General features: G+C 71.2%; 10 protein-coding genes. 6 read left to right on the forward strand and 4 right to left on the reverse strand.

Going from position 1 to position 21626, the window contains the following annotated elements; all coding sequences use genetic code 11:
- Nucleotides 1–36 precede the first annotated feature (36 nt).
- Nucleotides 37–1833, reverse strand: coding sequence for a glycoside hydrolase family 15 protein (locus JFN87_RS04915; RefSeq protein WP_209338630.1), 1797 nt, complete (start codon nt 1831–1833; stop codon nt 37–39).
- Between the two features lie 223 nt (nt 1834–2056).
- On the opposite strand from JFN87_RS04915, the gene JFN87_RS04920 reads away from it, so the two are divergent.
- From JFN87_RS04920 to JFN87_RS04940, 5 genes are all read left to right on the forward strand, one after another.
- Nucleotides 2057–3076, forward strand: a complete 1020-nt coding sequence (locus tag JFN87_RS04920) for an SDR family oxidoreductase (RefSeq protein ID WP_209338631.1) — start codon at nt 2057–2059, stop codon at nt 3074–3076.
- Between the two features lie 143 nt (nt 3077–3219).
- A complete protein-coding gene (locus JFN87_RS04925; protein ID WP_209338632.1) occupies nt 3220–5025 on the forward strand; it encodes a thiamine pyrophosphate-requiring protein in 1806 nt (601 codons plus the stop codon).
- Nucleotides 5026–5141: 116 nt separating this feature from the next.
- Nucleotides 5142–6266, forward strand: coding sequence for an enolase C-terminal domain-like protein (locus JFN87_RS04930; RefSeq protein WP_209338633.1), 1125 nt, complete (start codon nt 5142–5144; stop codon nt 6264–6266).
- Between the two features lie 318 nt (nt 6267–6584).
- Entirely contained in the window at nt 6585–9344 is a 2760-nt protein-coding gene (locus JFN87_RS04935) for an FAD-binding and (Fe-S)-binding domain-containing protein (protein WP_307865307.1), read from the forward strand.
- 124 nt (nt 9345–9468) lie between these two features.
- Nucleotides 9469–10248: an SDR family oxidoreductase gene (locus JFN87_RS04940; protein ID WP_209338634.1), complete on the forward strand. Its 780-nt coding sequence runs from the start codon at nt 9469–9471 to the stop codon at nt 10246–10248.
- Between the two features lie 63 nt (nt 10249–10311).
- Here JFN87_RS04940 and JFN87_RS04945 read toward each other — a convergent pair whose 3' ends face one another.
- The 3 genes from JFN87_RS04945 to JFN87_RS04955 form a co-directional block, all read right to left on the reverse strand.
- Nucleotides 10312–11145: a sterol desaturase family protein gene (locus JFN87_RS04945; RefSeq protein WP_209338635.1), complete on the reverse strand. Its 834-nt coding sequence runs from the start codon at nt 11143–11145 to the stop codon at nt 10312–10314.
- A gap of 1 nt (nt 11146) precedes the next feature.
- Complete coding sequence (locus tag JFN87_RS04950; RefSeq protein ID WP_209338636.1) at nt 11147–11860, reverse strand: FadR/GntR family transcriptional regulator; 714 nt, start codon at nt 11858–11860, stop codon at nt 11147–11149.
- 194 nt (nt 11861–12054) lie between these two features.
- Nucleotides 12055–14637 carry a PA14 domain-containing protein gene (locus JFN87_RS04955; protein ID WP_245178772.1) on the reverse strand — a complete coding sequence of 861 codons (2583 nt, stop codon included), beginning with the start codon at nt 14635–14637 and terminating at the stop codon, nt 12055–12057.
- A gap of 553 nt (nt 14638–15190) precedes the next feature.
- On the opposite strand from JFN87_RS04955, the gene JFN87_RS04960 reads away from it, so the two are divergent.
- Nucleotides 15191–21613, forward strand: coding sequence for a protein kinase domain-containing protein (locus JFN87_RS04960; protein WP_209338638.1), 6423 nt, complete (start codon nt 15191–15193; stop codon nt 21611–21613).
- Nucleotides 21614–21626 lie beyond the last annotated feature (13 nt).

Raw genomic sequence — 21626 nt, forward strand, 5'->3', positions numbered from 1 at the left:
ATGCGCTCCCCTTCGGCCTCTTCTTCGGCCCCGTCCTCATGCCGTACCACCCCGCAGCCTCGTCGCCGCCGCGATCAGGCCCAGGTGCGACAGCGCTTGGGGCATGTTGCCCAGCAGCTCGCCGCTCTCCGCGTCGATCTGCTCGGTGTAGAGGCTTACGTCGTTGGCCCTGCCGACGAGTTCATCGAGCAGTTCGGCCGCCTCCTTGGTGCTTCCCACGTGGGTGAGCGCCTCCACCAGCCAGAACGAGCACACGAGAAAGGCGCCCTCCTTCTCCTGCTGCCCGCTGTAGCGGTAGAGGAGCGCCCCGCCGGCTCCGAGCTCGGCACGGACCGCTTCGATGGTGCTGCGCAGGCGGGGGTCGTCCCCCCGGCAGTAGCCGGTTCTGGCCACGAGCAGCGCGGCGGCGTCCAGTTCGTCGGTGCCCGCGTGGAAGGTGTAGGACTGCTTGACGGCGGACCAGCAGTTCTCGTCGATCCAGGAGCGGATCTCGGAGCGTTCCATGCGCCAGCGCTCCACGTGCGGGCTGGTCAGCCGCCCGGCCTCGGCCAGGCGTACCGCCCTGTCGAGCGCGACCCAGCAGCCGATCTTCGAGCTGGTGTAGTGGCGGGCTTCGCCCAGCTCCCAGAAGCCGGCGTCGGGGGTGCGCCACAGGTCGCAGACGCGGTCGGCCATGGCGGACACGAGAGCGCCCGTCCTCGCGTCCAGCCTGCCGTCGTGCTCGGTGTAGAGCAGCACGGCGTCCAGGAGGTCTCCGTACGACCCGGTCTGGCGCTGGTCGGCGGCGCCGTTGCCCACGTGGACGGGAGGGGACTGCCGGTATCCGGGCGCCCCCGTCACCGCCCGCATCGCCGGTTCGGCGGCCTCGCCATCGAGGGTGTAGAAGGGCCGCAGTGCGGGCGCCTGCAAGGCCGCGACGCCGAGCAGCCAGCTCACTCCTGCGTGCAGTTCCTCGGAGAGGCCGAGCCTGGCCATGGCGGCCAGCGCGTAGGAGCCGTCACGGATCCATGCGTAGCGGTAGTCGTAGTTGAGCTCTCCGCCGATCTTCTCGGGCAGCGACGTGGTCGCCGCTCCCGCGATGGCCCCGGTGGGCTGGTAGGTCAGCGCCTTGAGCGTGAGGGCGCTGCGCAGGACGGCCTCCTTGTGCGGTCCCGCGTCGCCGACCTGCGCCGACCACTGCCGCCAGGTGTCCGCGGTGTGCTCCGCCCTGGACCGGATCTCCTCCGGGGTGGGCAGGTGCACGGGGGCGTGCTCGGTGACCATGACCGCGAGCAGGGCGGGAGCGCCGGGCCGTACGACGGCGCCGCCCTCGACGTGGTGCCCCGCGGGCCGCGCGGTGCCGAGGCCTTCCGTCACGACGCCCAGGTGCTGCTCCCCGGCCGTGACCAGGTGGGTGCCGTCCTCGTCGCGTGCCCAGGCCTGGGAGCCGGCGACCAGGCGGTGACCGGGGCGTACGGTCCAGGCCATGGGGACCTCGCCGTCGTCGACCGTGACGACCCTGGCCAGTTCGGTCCACGGCAGGTTTCCCAGCGCGCCGAGGCTGAGGCAGTCGGTGACGCGGGCGGTGCCCCGCTCCGTGGTCCAGGTGGTCTCCAGCACCATGGTGTCGCCCAGGTAGCGGCGGGTCGCCGTGCAGGGCACGGTGGGAGCCAGGGTGATCGTCCCGCCGGCCCCCGGGTCGAGCAGGGCCGCGCACACCGGGGGCGCGTCCATGGCGGGTGCGGCGAACCAGTCGACGCTGCCGTCGGTGCCCACGAGGGCGGTGGCGCGGAGGTCGCCGAGCAACGCGTAGCCGCGCAGCGGGAGGAAGCCGTCGGTCCTGTGCGAGATCACCCTCCCTGGGTAACCGATCGGCCCCGGCTCACACACCCCGGTCCGGAGAAGCCACGGGGTCGGCCCGCCGGATTCACACGTCTGCCCCATCCGGCTTTTGACGGCGGCGCTTTCCAGGTACCCGGCCCCACGGACCGGCAGACAGACCGGCAGACAGACCGGCAGACGGACCGGCAGACGCACCGGCAGACGCACCGAGAGACGGATCGGGAGGCTGACGAGGATGACGGCCAGGGTAGGACGCAAGGTGGCAGTGGTGACCGGGGGAAGCGCGGGGGTGGGCCGGGCGACGGTGCGCGAGTTCGCCGAACACGGCTACGACGTCGCCGTGCTGGCGCGCGGCGAGGCGGGCCTCGGCGGTGCGGTGCGGGACGTGGAGGCCGCCGGCCGCACCGGCCTGGCCATCCCCACCGACGTGAGCGACCACGAAGAGGTGCACCGGGCGGCCGAGCGGGTCGAACGGGAGCTCGGCGAGATCGACGTCTGGGTGAACACGGCGTTCGCCGGATCGCTCGCCTTCTTCTGGGACACCTCGCCCGAGGAGTACCGGCGGATGACCGAGGTCACCTACCTCGGCCAGGTGAACGGGACACGTGCCGCGCTCGAGGTCATGCGCCCCAGGAACCACGGGGTCGTCGTCAACGTCTGCTCGGCGATGTCCTACCGGTCCATTCCCTTGCAGTCCGCGTACTGCGGCGCCAAACACGCCGTCAAGGGGTTCACCGAGTCCGTGATGACGGAGCTGATCAACGAACGCAGCAAGGTCAAGGTCTGCATGATCCAGCTGCCGGGCCTCAACACCCCGCAGTTCGACTGGAACCTCAACAAGATGGACGGCCACCCCATGCCGGTGCCCCCGGTGTTCCAGCCGGAGCTGCCCGCCCGCGGCATCGTGTTCCTGGCCGAGCACCCGCGCCGCAACATGTGGGTGGGCGCCTCTACGGCGGCCGTCATCCTCGCTGAACGGCTGGCTCCGAAGCTGGTGGACATCTACCTGGGGCGTACGGCCGTCAAGAGCCAGCAGACCGGCAAGGACGCGCCCCGGTTCGAGCCCAATCTGGACCGGCCGTCCGACGCCGAGGCCGACCAGGGGGCGCACGGCGCCTTCGACGACCAGGCCCACGGGTCCGACCCGGTGCTGTGGATGTCCCGGCACCGGCGCGCGCTCCTGTCGGGCCTCGCCGCCACCGCCACCGCGGCCGCCGCTGCCACTGTCGCCGTGCAGCTGCGCGGATCGGACTGACCCCGGGCGCCGTCCTGTCAGCCCCGGTGAGGCACCCCGAAACGCATGCCACCCGCACGCATGCGGATGTTGTTTGCACCGTACGAGAAACGGTTACTCCGTAGACCCCTGGAGAGCTTCGCCCGGACAGAAGGAGCACGAGCATGCCCAAGGTCGCCGACTTCATCCTGCAACGGCTCAGCCAGTGGGGTGTGCAACGGGTCTACGGCTATCCGGGGGACGGCATCAACGGGTTCCTGGGCGCCTACGACCGTGCCGAGGGCAATCCGGAGTTCATCCAGGCCCGGCACGAGGAGATGGCCGCGTTCATGGCGTGCGCCCACGCCAAGTTCACCGGCGAGGTCGGTTGCTGCACCGCGACATCGGGTCCTGGCGCGGTGCACCTGCTGAACGGGCTGTACGACGCCAAGCTCGACCACCAGCCGGTGGTCGCCGTCGTCGGGCAGCAGAAGAGGCTCTGCCTGGGCACGCACTACCAGCAGGAGATCCACCTCGACCGGCTCTTCGCCGACGTCTCCGAGTACTGCGAGATGGTCGTGCACCCCGGCCAGGCGCGGCACGTCGTGGACCGGGCGTTCAAGACGGCCCTGACGACCCGTGGCATCGCCACCATCATCGTTCCGGAGGACGTGCAGGAAGAGGAGGCGGTGCCCTCCCCGCCGAAGGCGCACGGCTCCGTCTTCTCCAGCGTGGGCTGGAGCGAGCCGAGGGTGCTGCCCAACGAGGACGAGCTGCGCCGGGCGGCGGCCGTGCTCAACGAGGGCAGCAAGGTGGCGATCCTCGTCGGGCAGGGCGCGGTCAAGGCCCAGACCGAGGTGATCGAGGCCGCCGAGCTCCTCGGGGCGGGTGTCGCCAAGGCCCTGCTGGGGCGCGAGGCGCTGCCCGACGACATCCCGTTCGTCACGGGCCCGATCGGGCTGCTCGGGAGCAAGGCGTCCGACAACATGATCCAGGGCTGCGACACCCTGTTCATGATCGGGACCAGCTTCCCGTACGCGGAGTGGCTGCCGGACGAGGGGCAGGCGCGCGGCGTCGAGATCGACATCGACGGCCGTATGATCGGCATCCGCTACCCCATGGAGGCGCACCTCGTGGGCGACTCCAAGGAGACGCTCCGTGCGCTCATTCCCCACCTGCGGCGCAAGGAGGACCGCGGCTGGCGGGAGAAGATCGAGAAGGACGTGCGTGAGTGGAACGACGTGTGCGAACGCCGGGCGGCGCAGCACTTCGGCGACACGATCAATCCGCAGGCCGTGGCGAGCGAGCTCTCCCCGCTGCTGCCTGACGGCGCGATCGTCACGGCGGACTCGGGCTCCGGCACCAACTGGTGGGCGCGTCACCTGAAGCTCCGCGACGGCATGCGGGCGTCGCTCTCGGGGACCCTGGCGACCATGGGCCCCGGCGTCCCGTACGCGATCGCGGCGCGCTTCGCCTACCCGGACCGTCCTGTCATCGCGTTCGTGGGGGACGGCGCCTTCCAGATGAACGGCATGAACGAGATGATCACCGTCAAGCGGTACATGGACCGCCTCTCGGGCAGCCAACCCTTCATCTTCTGCATCTTCAACAACCAGGACCTCAACCAGGTGACCTGGGAGCAGCGGGCCATGGCAGGCGACCCCAAGTACCCCGGCTCTCAGTACATCCCCGACGTGCCCTACGCGAAGTACGCGGAGCTCCTGGGGCTCAAGGGCATCTACTGCGACAGCCCGAAGAAGGTCACCTCGGCGTGGAAGGAGGCGCTGGCCTCCGACGTGCCCGTGGTGCTGGAGTTCAAGACCGACCAGGAGATCGCGCCGATCCCGCCGCACATCATGCTCGAACAGGGCAAGAAGGCTGCCAAGGCCGCCGTGCACGACCCGGAGAAGGCCGGCATCGCCGCACACGGCGTCCGACAGAAACTGACGGAGTACGCCGAGCACCTGCCCGGACGCGGGAACGGCCACTGAGCCTCAAGGCCGCGCCACAGGCGGCAGGTTGACGACCGCGGGCGGTCGGTGTGCGGCGGCGCACACCGGCTGTTCGCGGTTTCAGGCACGCACGAACCGGAGGGGAGAGCAGGGACATGAAGCCGCACACCACCGTGGACGCCGTGAGGGTCCACGCCTTCAAGGTGCCCACCGACGGGCCAGGAGGGCGCGAGCAGGACGGCACCCTCGAATGGGACGCGACGACCATGGTGCTCGTCGAGGTCGACGGCGGGGGCACCACCGGCATCGGCTACACGTACGGCGACGTCACGGTGGCGTCGTTCATCGAATCGACGCTGGTACCGGTCCTGACCGGCTGCGACGCGCTCGCGCCGCCCGCCGCCTGGCACAGCATGTTCACGGCCATCCGCAACGCGGGCCGCCCCGGGGTCGGGGCCATGGCCGTCTCCGCGGCGGACACCGCCCTGTGGGACCTCAAGGCGAGACTGCTCGGCCTGCCTGTCTTCCAGACGCTACCCGCCTTCCACGACCGGGTGCCGGTCTACGGAAGCGGCGGCTTCACCAACTACCCGCTCGACCGGCTGGCCGAGCAGCTGTCCGGATGGGCGGGGCAGGGCATCGGCCGCGTCAAGCTCAAGACGTCACGCGACCCCGGACAGGACCCGGCACGGCTCGACGCGGTGCGCAAGGCCGTCGGCGACGACTGCGAGTTGTTCACCGACGCCAACGGCGCCCTGTCCGCCAAGGACGCCGTGTACTGGGCGCACCGGTTCGCCGAGCAGTGGGGCGTGACCTGGTTCGAGGAGCCGGTCAGCTCCGACGACCTCGAAGGGCTGCGGTCGGTGCGCGAGAAGGCGCCGGGGGGCATCGAGGTGGCGGCGGGCGAGTACGGCTTCGTCCTGCGCGATTTCGCGGGGCTGGTCACCCCGCGCGCCGTGGACTGCCTGCAGGCCGACGTCACGAGGTGCGGGGGCATCACCGGCCTGCTGCACGTCTCCGGCCTCGCGGCCGCCCACCACATCGACCTGTCCGCACACTGCGCGCCGGCGCTGTCAGCGCACGCGTTCTGCGCGGTCGACCGGCTGCGGCACCTCGAGTACTTCCACGACCATGTCCGCTTCGAGCGACTCCTGTTCGAGGGGACGCTCGACCCCGAAGGCGGCGCGCTGCGGCCCGATCCCGGCCGGCCGGGGTTCGGCCTCGACGTCAGGTGGGCCGACGCGGAGCGCTACCGCACGTACGGCACGAACACCCACTGAACCCTGCCCCACCCAGCAGACACCGCAGACACCGCTGACACAGCAGCACAGAGAGGCGCACCGTGGCCGGCATCCCCCAGCGCGCGACGCTCGACGTTCCGCCAAGACGGACCCGCGCCTGCCCGGTGCGCCTCGGGCCAGAGAGACCGTCGCGGTCGGCAGGCTCGCCGCGGCGCTCGCCAAGGCGGTCACCGGCGAGGTCCGTTTCGACCCGGGCAGCCGGGCGATGTACGCCAACGACGCCTCGAACTACCGGCAGACCCCGATCGGCGTCGTCGTTCCCCGCACACTGGACGACGTGGTCGCGACGCACCGGCTGTGCCACGCGTACGGCGCGCCGAGCTGAACCGGCACACCGGCCGCGACAACCTCGTCTTCGGCCCTGACCCCTCCTCGCACTCCCGCTGCGTGATCGGCGGCAACATCGGCAACAACTCCTGCGGCATCCACTCGGTGCAGTCGCAGCTGTACGGTCCTGGCCCGCGCACCTCGGACAACGTCGAAGCCCTGGGGATCGTCACGTACGAGGGCGAGCGGTTCTGGGTCGGCGTGAACGAGGAGGACGACCTCGACGACATCATCAAGGCCGGGGGCCGCAAGGGCGAGATCTACGCCGCGCTGCGCGATCTGCGGGACCGCTACGCCGACGCCATCCGCGCCGGCTACGCGTCGGTGGACGAGCTGCCCCGCCGGGTTTCCGGCTACAACCTGGACGAGCTGCTGCCCGAGAAGGGCTTCAACGTGGCCCGTGCCCTCGTCGGCACCGAGGGCACGTGCGCCACCGCTCTCCAGGCCGTGCTGAAGCTGACACCGGCGCTGCTCCAGCGCACGCTCGTCGTCGTCGAGTACGGGGACCTGGCCGACGCGGCCGAGCACTGCATGGAGATCATCGACCGTTTCCGTCCCATCGGCCTGGAGGCGCTGGACGACCGGCTGATCCACGACCAGCAGCTGCAGGACATCAACGTGGCCGACATCGGCGAGCTGCCGCGCAAGAACGGCGGCGCCTGGCTGCTCGTCCAGTTCGGCGCGGACGAGGCCGCCGAGTCGCAGGCCCAGGCCCACGCCTTCATCGACTGGCTCACCGGCGACAAGGGCTACGAGTCCGACCGCATCACCCTCATGAAGAGCAAGCAGGACGGCGGCAACAGCGAGGACCTGTGGGCCATCAGGGAGAGCGGCCTCGGCTCGACCGCGTTCCCGCCCGGCGGGAAGGACCACTGGCCGGGCTGGGAGGACTCGGCGGTGCCCAGGGGCCGCATCGGCGAGTACGTGCGCGCGCTGCGCAAGGTGATGGACAAGCACTCCGTCATCGGCGCCATGTACGGGCACTTCGGCGAGGGCTGCATCCACAGCAGGATCAGTTTCGATCTGCGCCATGCCGACGGTATCGCCACCTACCGTGCGTTCATGGAGGAGGCGGCCGACCTGGTGACCTCCATGGGCGGCTCCCTGTCGGGCGAGCACGGCGACGGGCAGCAGCGCGCCGAGCTGCTGGAGAAGCAGTACGGTTCGGAACTCGTGGGCGCCATGCGCGAGTTCAAGCGCATCTGGGACCCCGGGTTCAAGATGAACCCGGGCAAGGTCGTGGACGCGTACCGGCTGGACGAGAACCTCAAGCTCGGCACCGACTACAACCCGCCGCGTCCCGAGGTGAAGTTCGCGTACCCCGAGGACGGCGGCGACTTCGCCCACGCGGCCCTGCAATGTGTCGGCGTGGGCAAGTGCCGTGTTCCACAGGCCGATTCGACGATGTGCCCCAGCTACCAGGTCACCCGCGAGGAGAAGCACTCCACCCGCGGGCGCGCCCGCATGCTGTTCGAGATGCTGCGGGGCGAGGTCATCACCGACGGCTGGCAGTCCAAGGAGGTCGCCGACTCGCTCGACCTCTGCCTGTCCTGCAAGGGCTGCACCAGTGACTGCCCGGTCAACGTCGACATGCCCACCTACAAGTCGGAGTTCCTCCACCACCACTACCAGTCGTGGAAGCGGTGGCGGCCGCGGTACGCGTACGCCTTCGGCTTCATCGACCAGGCGGCCCGCGTCGCGTCCCGCATGCCCGAGGTCGTCAATCTCGTCACGCACACTCCCGGCCTCGCGCGGCTGGCGAAGCTGGCGGCGGGCATCGACCGCCGAAGGCCGCTGCCGCGGTTCGCGCCGCAGACGCTCCAGGAGTGGTTCGAGCGGCGCGGCGGCACCGCCAACCCGGGCGGCCGGCCCGTGGTGCTCTTCCCCGACACGTTCAACAACTACTTCCACACCGACGTGGGCGTCGCCTGTGTGGAGGCCATCGAGGCGGCCGGCTGGCGGGTCATCATGCCCGAGAACCATGTGTGCTGCGGCAGGCCCTTGTACGACTACGGCTTCCTCGACATCGCGGAGCGCTACCTGCACAACGTGCTCGACACGCTGCGGGAGCACGTACGGGCCGGAACGCCCGTGGTGGGGATGGAGCCGAGCTGCCTGGCGGTGTTCAAGGACGAGCTGCGCGGGATCCTGCCGCACGACGACGACGCGGACCGGCTGAGCCGCAACGCCTACCACTTCGGCGAGTTCTTCGAGACGTTCGACATCCACCCGCCGCGGTTCGGCGACGGGAAGGCGCTGCTGTGGGGCCACTGCCACCAGCGGGCCACCGGCGGCATGAAGGCCCCGGAGAAGCTGCTGCGCGGCATGGGGCTCGACGTCGACAACCTCCAGGGCGGCTGCTGCGGCCTCGCCGGATCGTGGGGGTTCGAGGACGGGAAGTACGACATTTCCATGGACTGCGGCGAGCAGGCGCTGCTGCCCGCGGTGCGCGCCCAGGACGAGGACGGTCTCCTCGTCGCCGACGGGTTCTCCTGCAAGACGCAGATCAAGGACGCGAGGACCGGGCGCAAGGCGCTGCACCTCGCCGAGGTGATGCGCATGGCCCGCGAGCGGCAGCGCGACGGGGCCGACGGCGGCGACGCGCCACGCGATCGCCGGCCGAAGCCCCCGATGCGCCGGCGTGCAGTCCGCACGGGCCTGGCCGCGACGGCCGGCGCGGGCCTGGTATGGGCGGCGGCGAGGACCGGCCGCCACCTCGCGGGCCGCTGACGGGCGTCGGCGACGGGCAGGCCGACCGCCGGAAGTGATCTCCGGCGGTCCGGCGGGTACGTGTCCGCGGTGAGTGCCGCCCGCCATCACGGCGGGCGGCTCCGTGAGCGCGAGAGGAAGCCCCATGCCGTCGACGAGTTCACAAGCGCCCCAGGAGTTGCCGCTGTCCGGGACCGTTTCCCTGGTCACCGGGGCTTCGAGCGGTATCGGTGCGGAGGTGGCGCTGGGGATCGCCCGGCGCGGCGGGGCAGTCGCCCTCGTCGCGCGGCGGGCGGACCGTCTCAAGGACCTCGCAGCACGGATCGAGGAGGACGGTGGCACGGCGTTGGCGGTGCCCGCCGAACTGAGCGGGGCGGAGTCCGCGCGGGCCGTCGTCGACGCCGTGACGACGCGTTTCGGGCGGCTCGACATCCTGGTGAACAACGCCGGGTACGGCGTGCGCGCCGATGTCGAGGACAGCGATCCGGAGGACTGGGACAGCATGGTGGACGTCAATGTCAGGGCCGTGCTGCACCTGTCCCGCTGTGCCCTGCCGCATCTGCTGAGTGCCGCGGCGGGCGGCCCGCGCGGCGTCGCCGACCTGGTGACGACCGGTTCGGTGGCCGGGCGCATCCCCCGTCCGCACAACAGTGTGTACTCGGCGACGAAGCACGCCGTGGGTTCGTTCACCGAGGCGCTGCGCGCGGAGGTGACGGGCCGGGGGGTGCGGGTCGGCATCGTGGAGCCAGGCATGGTGCGGACGGAGATGACGGCGGGCGGGCAGTCGTCGGCCGGCGGCGCCATGCCGCCGGAGAAGTGGCTGGCGCCGGCGGACGTGGCACGGTCGGTGCTGTTCATGGTGGAGCAGCCGCCGCACGCCGCCGTGAACGAGATCATGGTCCGCCCGACGGCCCAGGAGCACTGAGCGGGACGGGGCACGGCCCCTGGCCCGGGCGCGCCGGGCGCGGGGCCTGGTGGCAGAGACCCGTCAGCCCTCCGCGCCCGGCGCCCAGCCCGGCGGGCGGAAGAGGTAGCCGGCGCGGTCGCGCCAGCGCCGTGCGGTGCGTACGTCGTGCCAGGCGGACGCGTACTCGTGGAACGCCACCCGCAGCGGATTGTACGTGGCGATGTTCTTCGTCAGCCCGTACACGACGCGCTCGCCCTCGGGTTCGAAGGTACGGAAGAGCCGGTCCCAGACGATGAGGATGCCGCCGTAGTTGCGGTCCAGGTAGACGTTGTTCGAGCCGTGGTGCACGCGGTGGTGCGACGGCGTGTTGAACAGCAGCTCGACGGGCCGCCACAGCTTGTCGACGCGTTCGGTGTGCAGGAAGAACTGGTAGCCGAGGCTGATGGACTGCTGGAGCAGGATCATCCAGGGCGGCAGGCCCACCAGCGCCAGGGGCAGCCAGAACGGCAGTGTGGTCATGGGTGTCCAGCTCTGCCGCAGCGCCGTCGAGAGGTTGTAGTGGACGCTGGAGTGGTGGGCCACGTGGCTCGCCCACAGCACGCGCACCCGGTGGTGTGCGCGGTGGAAGACGTAGTACGCGAGGTCGTCGGCGAAGAACAGCAGCAGCCACGTCCAGCCGCTGGAGGCCGGCAGGTGCCACGGGGAGACGGCGTACAGGGCCGCGTACAGGACGACCGTCACGGCCTTCCACGGCACACCGATGACCTGGCTGCCGGCGCCCATGGACAGGCTGGTGGCGGTGTCGCGCACCTCGTAGCCGCGCTCGTCGTCGTCCGGCAGGAAGCGGAACGACAGCGCCTCCACCACCACGAGCAGCACGAACGCGGGTATGGCGTAGATCAGGGCCGGGATCATGTCACCGCACCTCCTCGGCGGTTGTCACGGGCACACTGCGGGTCAGGAGTTCACGCGCCAGGCTCTCGGCGGCCGTGGCCTCGCGCGCGGCGATGTGCCCGGCGAGGCGCACATGGGCTTCCACGTCGAGGAGTTCGGCGGTGCGCAGGTCCTCGGGGACGTCGGCGGCCGGGATGGCGCCGCCCACCAGGCTGTTGAACGCCAGCAGGTAGGCGAGGTTGCCCGAGCCTTCGACGATCAGCCGCCACCAGGCCACGTCGGCGGTGTGGAGGTCCGGCAGGTCGGGGCCCGTGTTCGCGTACCGGCCCGCGGTCTCGACGATCGCCGCGGCGACGGGTTCCGGGCATCTCGCCGCGCACAGCCGGGCCGCGTCCGCGCCGATGCACGCCCGCATCTCCATGGCGTCGCGGACGAGTTCGGCGGGGGTGGGGCCCGCGCCGACGGCGGCGATGCCCACCGCGAGGTCGAGCCCCGCGGTGCGGCGCCAGTCGAGGACGAGCGTCCGCCCGCCCTGGCTGACCTCGACGAGACGTGCCTGCTGGAGGCGTTTGACGGCCTCGCGGACGGCGTGCCGGTTCACCTGGAACTCGGCGGCCAGGTCGCGTTCGGCGGTGAGCGCGGAGCCCGGGGGCAGTTCGCCGCCGACGATCCTGTCGCGCAGGCGTGCGTAGACCTGGTCGGAGACGGCCTCGCGCCGTATGGGTGGCTGCGGCATGGCGGCCATGATGGCCCGGGCCACCCGACTGGTCAACTGGTTGGACCGGACGGGATGTTCCGGCGGACGACTCCGGGCCCCGCGCGGTGATGATGCGCGGGGCCCGGAGCGGAACTGCGGTGTGGCCTCAGCCTGGTGACGTCGGCCGGTCGCGCCGGCCTGGTGACGTCGGCCGATGGCCTCGGCCGGTGGCCTCAGCCGGCCGGGCAGCCGGCCACGGTCGGCTGCGACGCGTCGCGGATCAGCGCCTGCTGCGCCGCCCTCACCCGCTTCACGTCCGGCTTGACGACCTTCCTGTCGTACGTCATCAGGCCGTTGAGCTCGCCCTCGACGTCCGTGATCTGCGTGTACACGGCGCCGTTGCTGCCCTGGCAGGCCAGCTTGCGCACCTCGCCGAGCTTCTCCAGGTAGTCGTCCGTGTACGCCGCCGAGTCGACGTCGACGTACGACTGCTGGACGGCCCAGGAGTGCCCGGGCACGGCGAGGCCGAGGCCGCCGTACTCACCGCTGACCAGAGCGCGCTTGCCGTCGGGGTTCGGCGGCAGTGCCGGGCTCGGGTAGCCGTGCTCGTCGATGATGTCGCCGGTCCCGCCGTCCGTGCCCAGATTGATGCCGGACATGTTGTTGACCAGGCGGGTGGGATCCCACGACTTGGCCTCCTGCGCGATGCGGCCGACATCGTACTGGCCCCAGCCCTCGTTGAACGTGACCCACATGATCACCGAGGGGTGGCTGATGTGCTGGTCGATCATCTGCTTCATCTCGTGCTCGTACTCGGCGCGCTGCGCGTCCGTGTCGGGCGTCCTGCTCATGGCCGGCATGTCCTGCCAGACGAGCAGGCCGAGCTTGTCCGCCCAGTAGAACCAGCGGTCGGGCTCGACCTTGATGTGCTTGCGCACCGAGTTGAAGCCCATCTCCTTGTGCATCTTCAGGTCGTAGGCCAGGGCGTCGTCGGTCGGCGCCGTGTACAGGCCGTCGGGCCAGAAGCCCTGGTCGAGCGTGGCCATCATGAAGACGGGCTTGCCGTTGAGCATCGTGCGCGGCGTGCCGTTCACGTTCTTGACGGCGATCGAGCGCATACCGAAGTAGCTGCCGACGCGGTCGTGCCCGACGCGCACCTTGAGGTTGTAGAGGAACGGGTCGTCCGGCGACCACAGGTGCGCCTTGTTGATCTTCAGGGTCAGCGGCTCGCCCGTGCGCCCGCGGGCCGTCGCGACCGGGCGCTTGCCGTTGTACGCCGTCGCCGTGATCGGCACACCGTCGCGCACGCCCTCGGCCTCGACCGTGGCCCGGCCGTCCTTGACGTCCGGTGTGATCTTCAGCGATCCGACGTGGTCGGCCGCCACCGGCTCCATCCACACCGTCTGCCAGATGCCGGAGGACGGGGTGTACCAGATGCCGCTCGGGTCGGTGCGCTGCTTGCCCACCGGCTGGTCCGGGCCGCCTGCCGCGTCGGTCGGGTCGTAGACGCCGACGATCAGCTCCTGGGTACGTCCTGGCTTCAGCGCGTCGGTGATGTCGGCGCTGAACTTGTCGTAGCCGCCCTTGTGTTCGGCGACCTTGTGGCCGTTGACGTACACCTCGGCCTGCCAGTCCACGGCGCCGAAGTTCAGTTCGAGGCGCTTGCCGTGGGCCTTGCTGACGTGCCAGCTCCTCGGCACGGTGAAGGTACGGCGGTACCACATGCGGTCCTCGTGCTTCTCCACGCCGGAGAGCTGGGACTCGACCGGGTAGGGCACCAGGATCTTGTCGTCGAGGCGCTTGCCGACCGGCGGCCTCTCCCCCGCCTTGGCGGCGGAGAACTGCCACTCACCGTTGAGGTTCTGCCAGGCGCCGCGGGTGAGCTGGGGCCTGGGGTACTCGGGGTGGGCGTTGGACGGGCTGACGTCGGCGGCCCACTTGGTGGACAGCTCGTACTCGGACCCGTTCGGGCCGCTGCTCCAGAAGTGGCCGACCGCCGTGCCGTCGGCACCGGTCAGGCCGCCCTTGCCGTCGTAGGTGACGTCGGCCTGCCCGGAGGCGCCGCCGCCCTTCTTGCCGACGACGGGCTCCTTGAGTCCCACGAGGAGGGAGCGCGGGTCGGCCGGATCGGCCTTCACCGAGGCGAGCGGCCACTTGGCGCCGCCGATGACGGCCTGCAGGTGGTCGAGGATGCCGGCGGGCGGGGCCGCGAGCGCCTGGGCGAAGTCCAGCTTGAGGGTGCGGCCGTCCTTGAGCACGGACGTGGAGATCGCGCCGTCGTAGTGCCAGTCGGGGGGCAGGCGGAAGGCCGAGGAGGGTATCGCCTCCTTGGACTCGCCGGGCTCGGTCCACCGCAGGTGGAGGTTGGAGCCGCCGAAGTGCTCGAAGTACTCGACCTTGATGTCGTAGGCCTTGCCCGCCGTCAGGTTGACGGGCTGTGAGGTCTGCTCGTTGTCCCAGTCGTCGACCCAGTGGTCGATGGTGAGCTTGCCGTCGACCCACAGCCGGAAGCCGTTGTCGCCGGTGATGGAGAACGTCGTCGCGCCTGACTTCTCCGGGACCACCTCGCCCGTCCAGCGGATGCTGGCGTCGTCGGACTGGCCGGTGGCCGTCTGCAGCCTGGACTCCAGGCTGTCGAAGTCGATGTTCGGGTCGAACCCGGTGGCCTTGAGGTCGTGGAAGTCGAAGGCTCCGGGGGCGGACTGCGTGTAGTACTCGCCCTTGAGGCCGTGCGGGCCCGCGGGGGCGTCGTCGGCCGCGTTGGCGGACGACGGCACGGCGAACGCCGCGAGCCCCAGTCCTGCGGCCACAAGCATGGCCAATCGGCGTCTTGGTCGTTTGGTGCGCACGAATCCTCCGTGACGTGGATGGGAACGGCCGGTCAGTGCGGGAGTAACGGTGACCGTGCCGCGCGATCGCTCCCGACAACGTTGTCAGCAACGCTGTCGCCGCCGGTTCGCCGATTGGGGACCACCGAGCGCGTCACCTGCGCGGCCCGCACGTCGCGAGAACGACGAGGCGGCAGGCGACCGACGCGCCCGTTCGCCGATCTCGGCGAATCGCCTTCTTTCCCGCCATCTCCAACCAACTCCGGTAATCGAGCGGTCACGCTATGCCGTCTGGTGCGTCTCAAGACGTTATGGGCGCTCCCATCTGATCGTCAAGAGGTGGAAAAGCACCGGGAGTCGACTGTCCGGAAGCGGCACCACCGTCGACGTGCGGCGTTCGGCGCCCGTCGGCAGGCAGGTCTCACGAGGATGTGCGTTGACGCCGTCAACGCACAGATTGGAGACCAATTAACAGGCGAATGGTGTACGCTCCACACACAATCTACGCACCTTGACCTGACGGGTGAAGCGGGGAGGGCCAGTGGGCCTTGACACGGTCGGCGGACGGTTCCGGATCACGGGGCTCGTGGGGCGCGGCAACATGGGCGAGGTGCACCGGGCGGAGGACCTCCAGGCCGCTCCGGACTCCCCGCACCGTGAGGTCGCGGTCAAGACCGTGCTGCGGGGCCGGACGGGTGTCGCGGTCGACGCGTCGGACTCGGGCAAGGAGGTCGCGCGCTTCCGCCGCGAGGTGCGGATCATGCGCATGCTCTCGCAGGGCCACCCGAATCTCACGCTGCTGATCGACGGCGGCGTGGACGGGACCTCGGGCGGCAGCGGTCTGCCCTACCTCGCCATGGAGTTGCTCGACGGTCACCCGCTCGCGGACCTCATCGACGAGGAACCCCAGCTCCCGGTCTCCTGGGTGGCCGCGATCGGTGCCCAGATCGCCGCCGGACTGACGGCCGCGCACACCGCCGGGGTCGTCCACCGCGACCTGAAGCCGGCCAACGTGATGCTGACCCGGGACGGCACCGTCAAGGTCCTCGACTTCGGCATGGGGTCCGTCGTCGACGATCCCGACCAGACACGTTTGACCAGCACAGGGGTCAGTGTCGGCACGGCGCGCTACATGGCGCCCGAGCAGTTCCGCGCCGAACGGGTCTCCGCCTCGGCCGATCTCTACGCGCTCGGCTGCATCCTGTACGAGCTGCTGATCGGGCGGCCGCCCTTCTCCGCCAGGACGCCCTACGAGCTCTCGGAGCAGCACCAGCACGAGCGGCCGCCGCTGCTGACCCTCGTGCGCCCGGACCTGCCCGCCGAGTTGGTACGTCTCGTGGACCGCCTGCTCGAGAAGGACAGCGAACTGCGCCCGGAGAACGCTGCCATGGTCCGTGAGGCGCTGCTGCCGCTCGCGCTCGCGCCGGACGACAGCGTCGCCCTGCTCGCCCCGCACTGGCGGGCGATGGACCCGGTGGCACGGCTGCGCGCCCTGCTGCCCGAGCCCGTGCAGGCCGCCCCGGCGCCCGTGCCGCGCAAGCAGCCGCGCCTGCCCGAGTCGATGGACGTCTTCGGCATCCACGCCGACCTGATCAGCGAGTACGAGAGCTTCACCAAGAGCGCCACGGTGGTGCGCGACGCCCGGATCGCGGGCTTCGTCGAGGACGACCTGGCGGCCAAGTCGCAGTGGCCTGACCCGTGGCTGTCGCTGAATCCGTTCTTCGCCGACGGCGGCCAGGTCACCGACCTCGTGCGGGACGGTTTGCTGCACCCCAGGTGCGCGGAGATCTTCCAGGCCGGCAAGAGGGAGGCCTCGCCGCGCCCCGACGGCAGGCCGCTGACGTTCCACCTCCACCAGCGGCAGGCGATCGAGGCCGCGCGGGCCGGCGACTCGTACGTGCTGACCACGGGCACCGGTTCCGGCAAGTCGCTGGCGTACATCGTCCCCATCGTGGACCGCGTGCTGAAGGAGCGTGAGGCGGCCGGCGCGAGCGCCGGGGGCCGGGTGCGGGCGATCGTCGTCTATCCCATGAACGCGCTCGCCAACTCCCAGCTGGGCGAGCTGGAGAAGTACCTGCGTCACGGCTTCGGTGCGGGACGCGAGCCGGTGACCTTCGCCCGCTACACCGGCCAGGAGTCGGACGAGCGGCGCCGGGAGCTGCGCAAGAACCCGCCGGACATCCTGCTGACCAACTACGTGATGCTGGAGTTGATGCTGACGCGTCCTGACGACCGCTCCAGCCTGATCCGCATGGCCGAGGGCCTGCAGTTCCTCGTCTTCGACGAGTTGCACACCTACCGGGGCCGGCAGGGCGCGGACGTGGCGTTCCTGATCCGCCGTCTGCGCGAGGCGTGCCGGGCCTCGGCGACCCTCCAGTGCATCGGCACTTCGGCGACCATGTCGACCGAGGGTTCGTGGGAGGACCAGCAGCGCGAGGTGGCCAGGGTCGCCGGCCGGCTGTTCGGTACGACACTGCTGCCGAAGCGGGTCATCGGCGAGACCCTGGTGCGTGCGACGGAGGAGGCGCCGGCTGCCGTGCCCGCCGAGCGGCTGCGGGTGCCGGCGGCCCCCCGCTCGTACGACGCCCTCACGAAGGACCCGCTGGCCCGCTGGGTGGAGTCCCGCTTCGGCCTGGAGCGCGAGGACGGCACGGGGCGTTTCCGCCGCTGCCCGCCCGGTACGGTCGAGAAGGCGGCGGCGGCCCTGGCGGAGCAGTCAGGGGTGCCCGAGCCCGTCGTGGGCGAGGCGATCCGCGCGACTCTTGAGGCGGGCGCGCAGGCGAAGCACCCGGTCACCGAGCGGCCGTTGTTCGCGTTCCGGCTGCACCAGTTCCTGTCCAAGGGCGACACCGTCTACACGACGCTGGACGATCCGCTCACCCGGCCGCTGACGCGCACCTACCAGCTGGAGCAGCCGGACAGCGGCGGGAAGCCGCTCTATCCGCTCGCGTTCTGCCGTGAGTGCGGCCAGGAGTACCTGACCGTCTGGCGCACCGAGGAGGGCGGTGCCTTCCGCTACGAGCCGCGCCGGGACACCTCGGCCTCGGGTGGGCGCGACGGCGAGGGCTACCTGTACGTGGGCGTGCCGGGTGAGGACTACGAGTGGCCGGCCGATCCGCAGAACGCCGTCGACGACCGTCGGCTGCCTGAGTCGTGGCTGGAGGCGGACGCGCAGGGCGTGAGCGTCGTCAAGAAGTCCTACCGGCCACGGCTGCCGAAGCGTGTCGTGGTGGATCCGCACGGCGGCGAGTCGGGCGAGGGGCTGGTGGCGGCGTTCGTCCCGGCGCCGTTCCTGTTCTGCCTGCACTGCCAGGTCTCGTACGAGCAGACGCGCGGCCGGGACTTCGCCAAGCTGGCCACCCTGGACCAGGAGGGGCGTTCGTCGGCCACCTCGCTGATCTCCGCGTCGATCGTGAAGTCCCTGCGGGCGGTGCCCGCCGAGAGCCTGGGCAAGGAGGCGCGCAAGCTCCTGACGTTCGTCGACAACCGGCAGGACGCGTCGCTGCAGGCCGGCCACTTCAACGACTTCGCGCAGGTGACGCAGTTGCGCGGCGCCCTGTACCAGGCGGCGCTGCGGGCGGGCGACGAGGGGCTGCACCACGATGACCTCGCCGAGGCCGTCACCGATGTGATGGGGCTGTCGTCGCGCGACTTCGCAGCCGGGGCCGACCTCGCGCCGTCGATGGAGCGGCGGGCGGCGAAGGCGTTCCGTGACGTCGTCGGCTACCGCCTCTACCGCGACCTGGAGCGCGGCTGGCGGATCACGATGCCGAACCTGGAGCAGACGGGGCTGCTGCGGATCGACTACGAGGACCTGCGCTGGATCGCCGAGAAGGAAGACTGCTGGGGCGGCACCCACGCCGTGCTGCGCAGCGCCGATCCCGCCCTGCGCGAGGAGGTCGCCGGGGCGCTGCTCGACCACATGCGGCGGGCTCTCGCCATCGACGTGCAGTTCTTCCGTGACGACTTCGACACGCTGCAGCGGGCGAGCGAGGAGCGTCTGACCGGCCCGTGGGTGCTGGGCGAGGGCGACCGGCCGGCGGTCGGTACCGCCTACCCGTACGGCTCGCGGCCGGGCATGGAGCGCTCCGCGCTGTTCCTCTCGGCGCGCGGAAAGTTCGGCAAGTACCTGCGCCGCAACATCCCCGACCTGCGCCAACTGCCCCTGGATGACGTCCAGGCCGTCATCGAGGGCCTGCTGAGGGTGCTGACGGACAAGGGCCTGGTGCACGAGGTCGAGGTGGCGCCCGAGCGCTCGGGGCCCGCCTTCCGCCGCCGCGCGGCCGACAAGCGCACCGGCTACCGGGTGTCGGCGGCCGCGCTGATCTGGCGGGCCGGGGACGGCGAGCGTGGCGTGGTCGATCCGTTGGCGCGCACCTACAGCAGCGGCGAGGGGCCGCGCGTCAACCCGTTCTTCCGCGACCTCTACAAGGCGGCGGCGTCCGATCTGGCCGGCCTGTTCGCACGCGAGCACACCGCGCAAGTGACGCCTGAGGACCGGCTGGAGCGCGAGGCGCAGTTCCGTGACGCCCGGCTTCCCTTGCTGTACTGCTCTCCGACGATGGAGCTGGGCGTGGACATCTCCTCGCTCAACGCCGTGCTGATGCGCAACGTGCCGCCGACACCCGCGAATTACGCGCAGCGCTCGGGCCGTGCGGGCCGCTCGGGCCAGCCCGCGCTGGTGACCACGTACTGCGCGACGGGCAACAGCCACGACCAGTACTACTTCCGGCGCTCCCAGGACATGGTGTCGGGGCAGGTGGCGCCGCCACGCCTGGACCTCGCCAACGAGGACCTGGTCAGGTCGCACCTGCAGGGCATCTGGCTGGCCGAGACCGGCATGAAGCTGGGCTCCGCGATCCCGGACGTCGTGGATGTCGCGTACGATCCCGACGCCGGCGACCGCCCCGACCCGCACATGGCGCTGCCGCTGATGCCCCACATCCTCGATCTGTCCCACGACGAGGGCGCACGCAGGCGCGCGATCGCCGCCGCTCGCACCGTACTCGCGCCGCTGATCACGGACTTCGAGGCCACCACCTGGTGGTACGACGAGTGGATCGAGGACCGGATCGAGCGGGCACCGGGGAAGTTCGACGCCTCCTTCGAACGGTGGCGCGACCTGTTCCGCGCGGCCGTCATCGACCAGTACGAGCAGAACAAGCGCGTCGTCGACCACACCCTGTCCCCGGGAGAGCAGGGCCGGGCCCGCTCGCGCCGCCGCGAGGCGGAGACGCAGACGAACCTGCTGCTGAACCGCTCGACCGACAGCAAGTCGGTGATGAGCGACTTCAATCCGTACCGCTATCTGGCGTCCGAGGGGTTCCTGCCCGGCTACAGCTTCCCCCGGCTGCCGCTCGCCGCGTACATCCCGCGCGCCGGCAACCGCCGCAACGCCGACGGCGACTACCTACAGCGGCCCCGGTTCCTCGCGATCCGCGAGTTCGGCCCCGGCGCACTCATCTACCACGAGGGCGCCCGGTACCAAGTCACCCGCGTCCAGCTGCCGCCCGACGCCTCGGGCGACCTGGCGACGGCGGAGGCGCGGCGCTGCGACGGCTGCGGCTACCACCACGACGTGCGGGCCGGCACCGACATCTGCGCGATGTGCGGCAGGTCGCTGAGCGGGAAGCGCACCGGCCTGCTGCACCTGCACACCGTGTACACGACGCCGCGCGAGCGGATCTCCTCGGACGAGGAGGAGCGCCGCCGCGCGGGCTTCCGGCTGGAGACGTCGTACGCGTTCCAGGACCACGGCGCCCGCAAGGGGCGCCTCACCTCGCACGTCGCCGACAGCGGTGGCGCCGCCGTGCTCGACCTGGACTACGGGGACTCGGCGACGGTCCGCATTACCAATCTCGGCCGCGTCCGCGACAAGCAGGGCGAGCCCGACGGCTACTGGCTCGACCTGGGCGACGGCCGCTGGCTCAACGACCGGGCCGCCGCCGACGCCATCGAGGGCACCGGCATGCCGGTGGTCGACGAGGACGGCAACGAGCGGCGCCGCAAGAAGCGGGTGCTGCCGTACGTGGAGGACCGCCGCAACGTCCTCGTGGTCACGCTGGACGAGCCGCAGCCCGAGCCGGTCGCCTGGTCGTTCCTGTACGCCATGGAGCGGGGCATCGAGGCGGCGTTCGAGCTGGAGGACTCCGAGCTGACGGCGGAGCTGCTGCCCCCGGACGACGGCCCGCGCGACCGCATGCTCTTCACGGAGGCGGCCGAGGGCGGCGCGGGTGTGCTGCGCCGCATCCAGCACGACAAGGACGCGCTCGCGGCGGCCGCCCGGGCAGCGCTGGAGATCTGCCACTTCGACCCCGTGACGGGCGAGGACCAGCACGGCCCCGAAGGCGGCGAGAAGTGTGCACGCGGCTGCTACGCCTGCCTGCTCACGTACGCCAACCAGACGCACCACCGGCGGCTGAGCCGTCATGCCGCCAGGCCGCTCCTGATGCGGCTGGCCGGGGCCCGCACCGAACCGGAGGAGCGCGGCGAGTCTCGCAGCGAGCAGTTCCGCAGGCTGGCCGCCCCGGCCGCCGGCGGCGCGGCCTCCGGCGCGGAAGGCGTGAGCGCCGCGCCGGGCGGGTCGGAGGCCGCGCCCGGCGACGCGAAGCCCGCGCCCGACGACGCGCTGCCCTCGTCGCCCACCCCGCTGGAGGCCGACCTGGCGGCCCTCGTCGCGGGTGGCGACCTGCTCGGCTGGCTCAGGGCGAAGGGCTACCGGATGCCGGACGAGGTCCGCGCCCTGGTGCCGGGCGCGGCGGCGCGGCCCGACCTCGTCTTCCGCCTGGAGGGCGCGAATCTCGCCGTGTTCGTCGACGTGCCCGGCCATCCGGCCGACTCCACCCGCGACATCGACGCGGGCTACCGTCTGGAGGACGCAGGCTGGGACGTCCTGCGCTTTCCCGCGGACGCCGACTGGGACGCCATCGCCGACCTCAACGCCGCCTACTTCCACACTCGTTGACAGGAACCGAGAG

This window comes from Streptomyces montanisoli, from assembly GCF_017813245.1.
GTDB lineage: Bacteria > Actinomycetota > Actinomycetes > Streptomycetales > Streptomycetaceae > Streptomyces > Streptomyces montanisoli.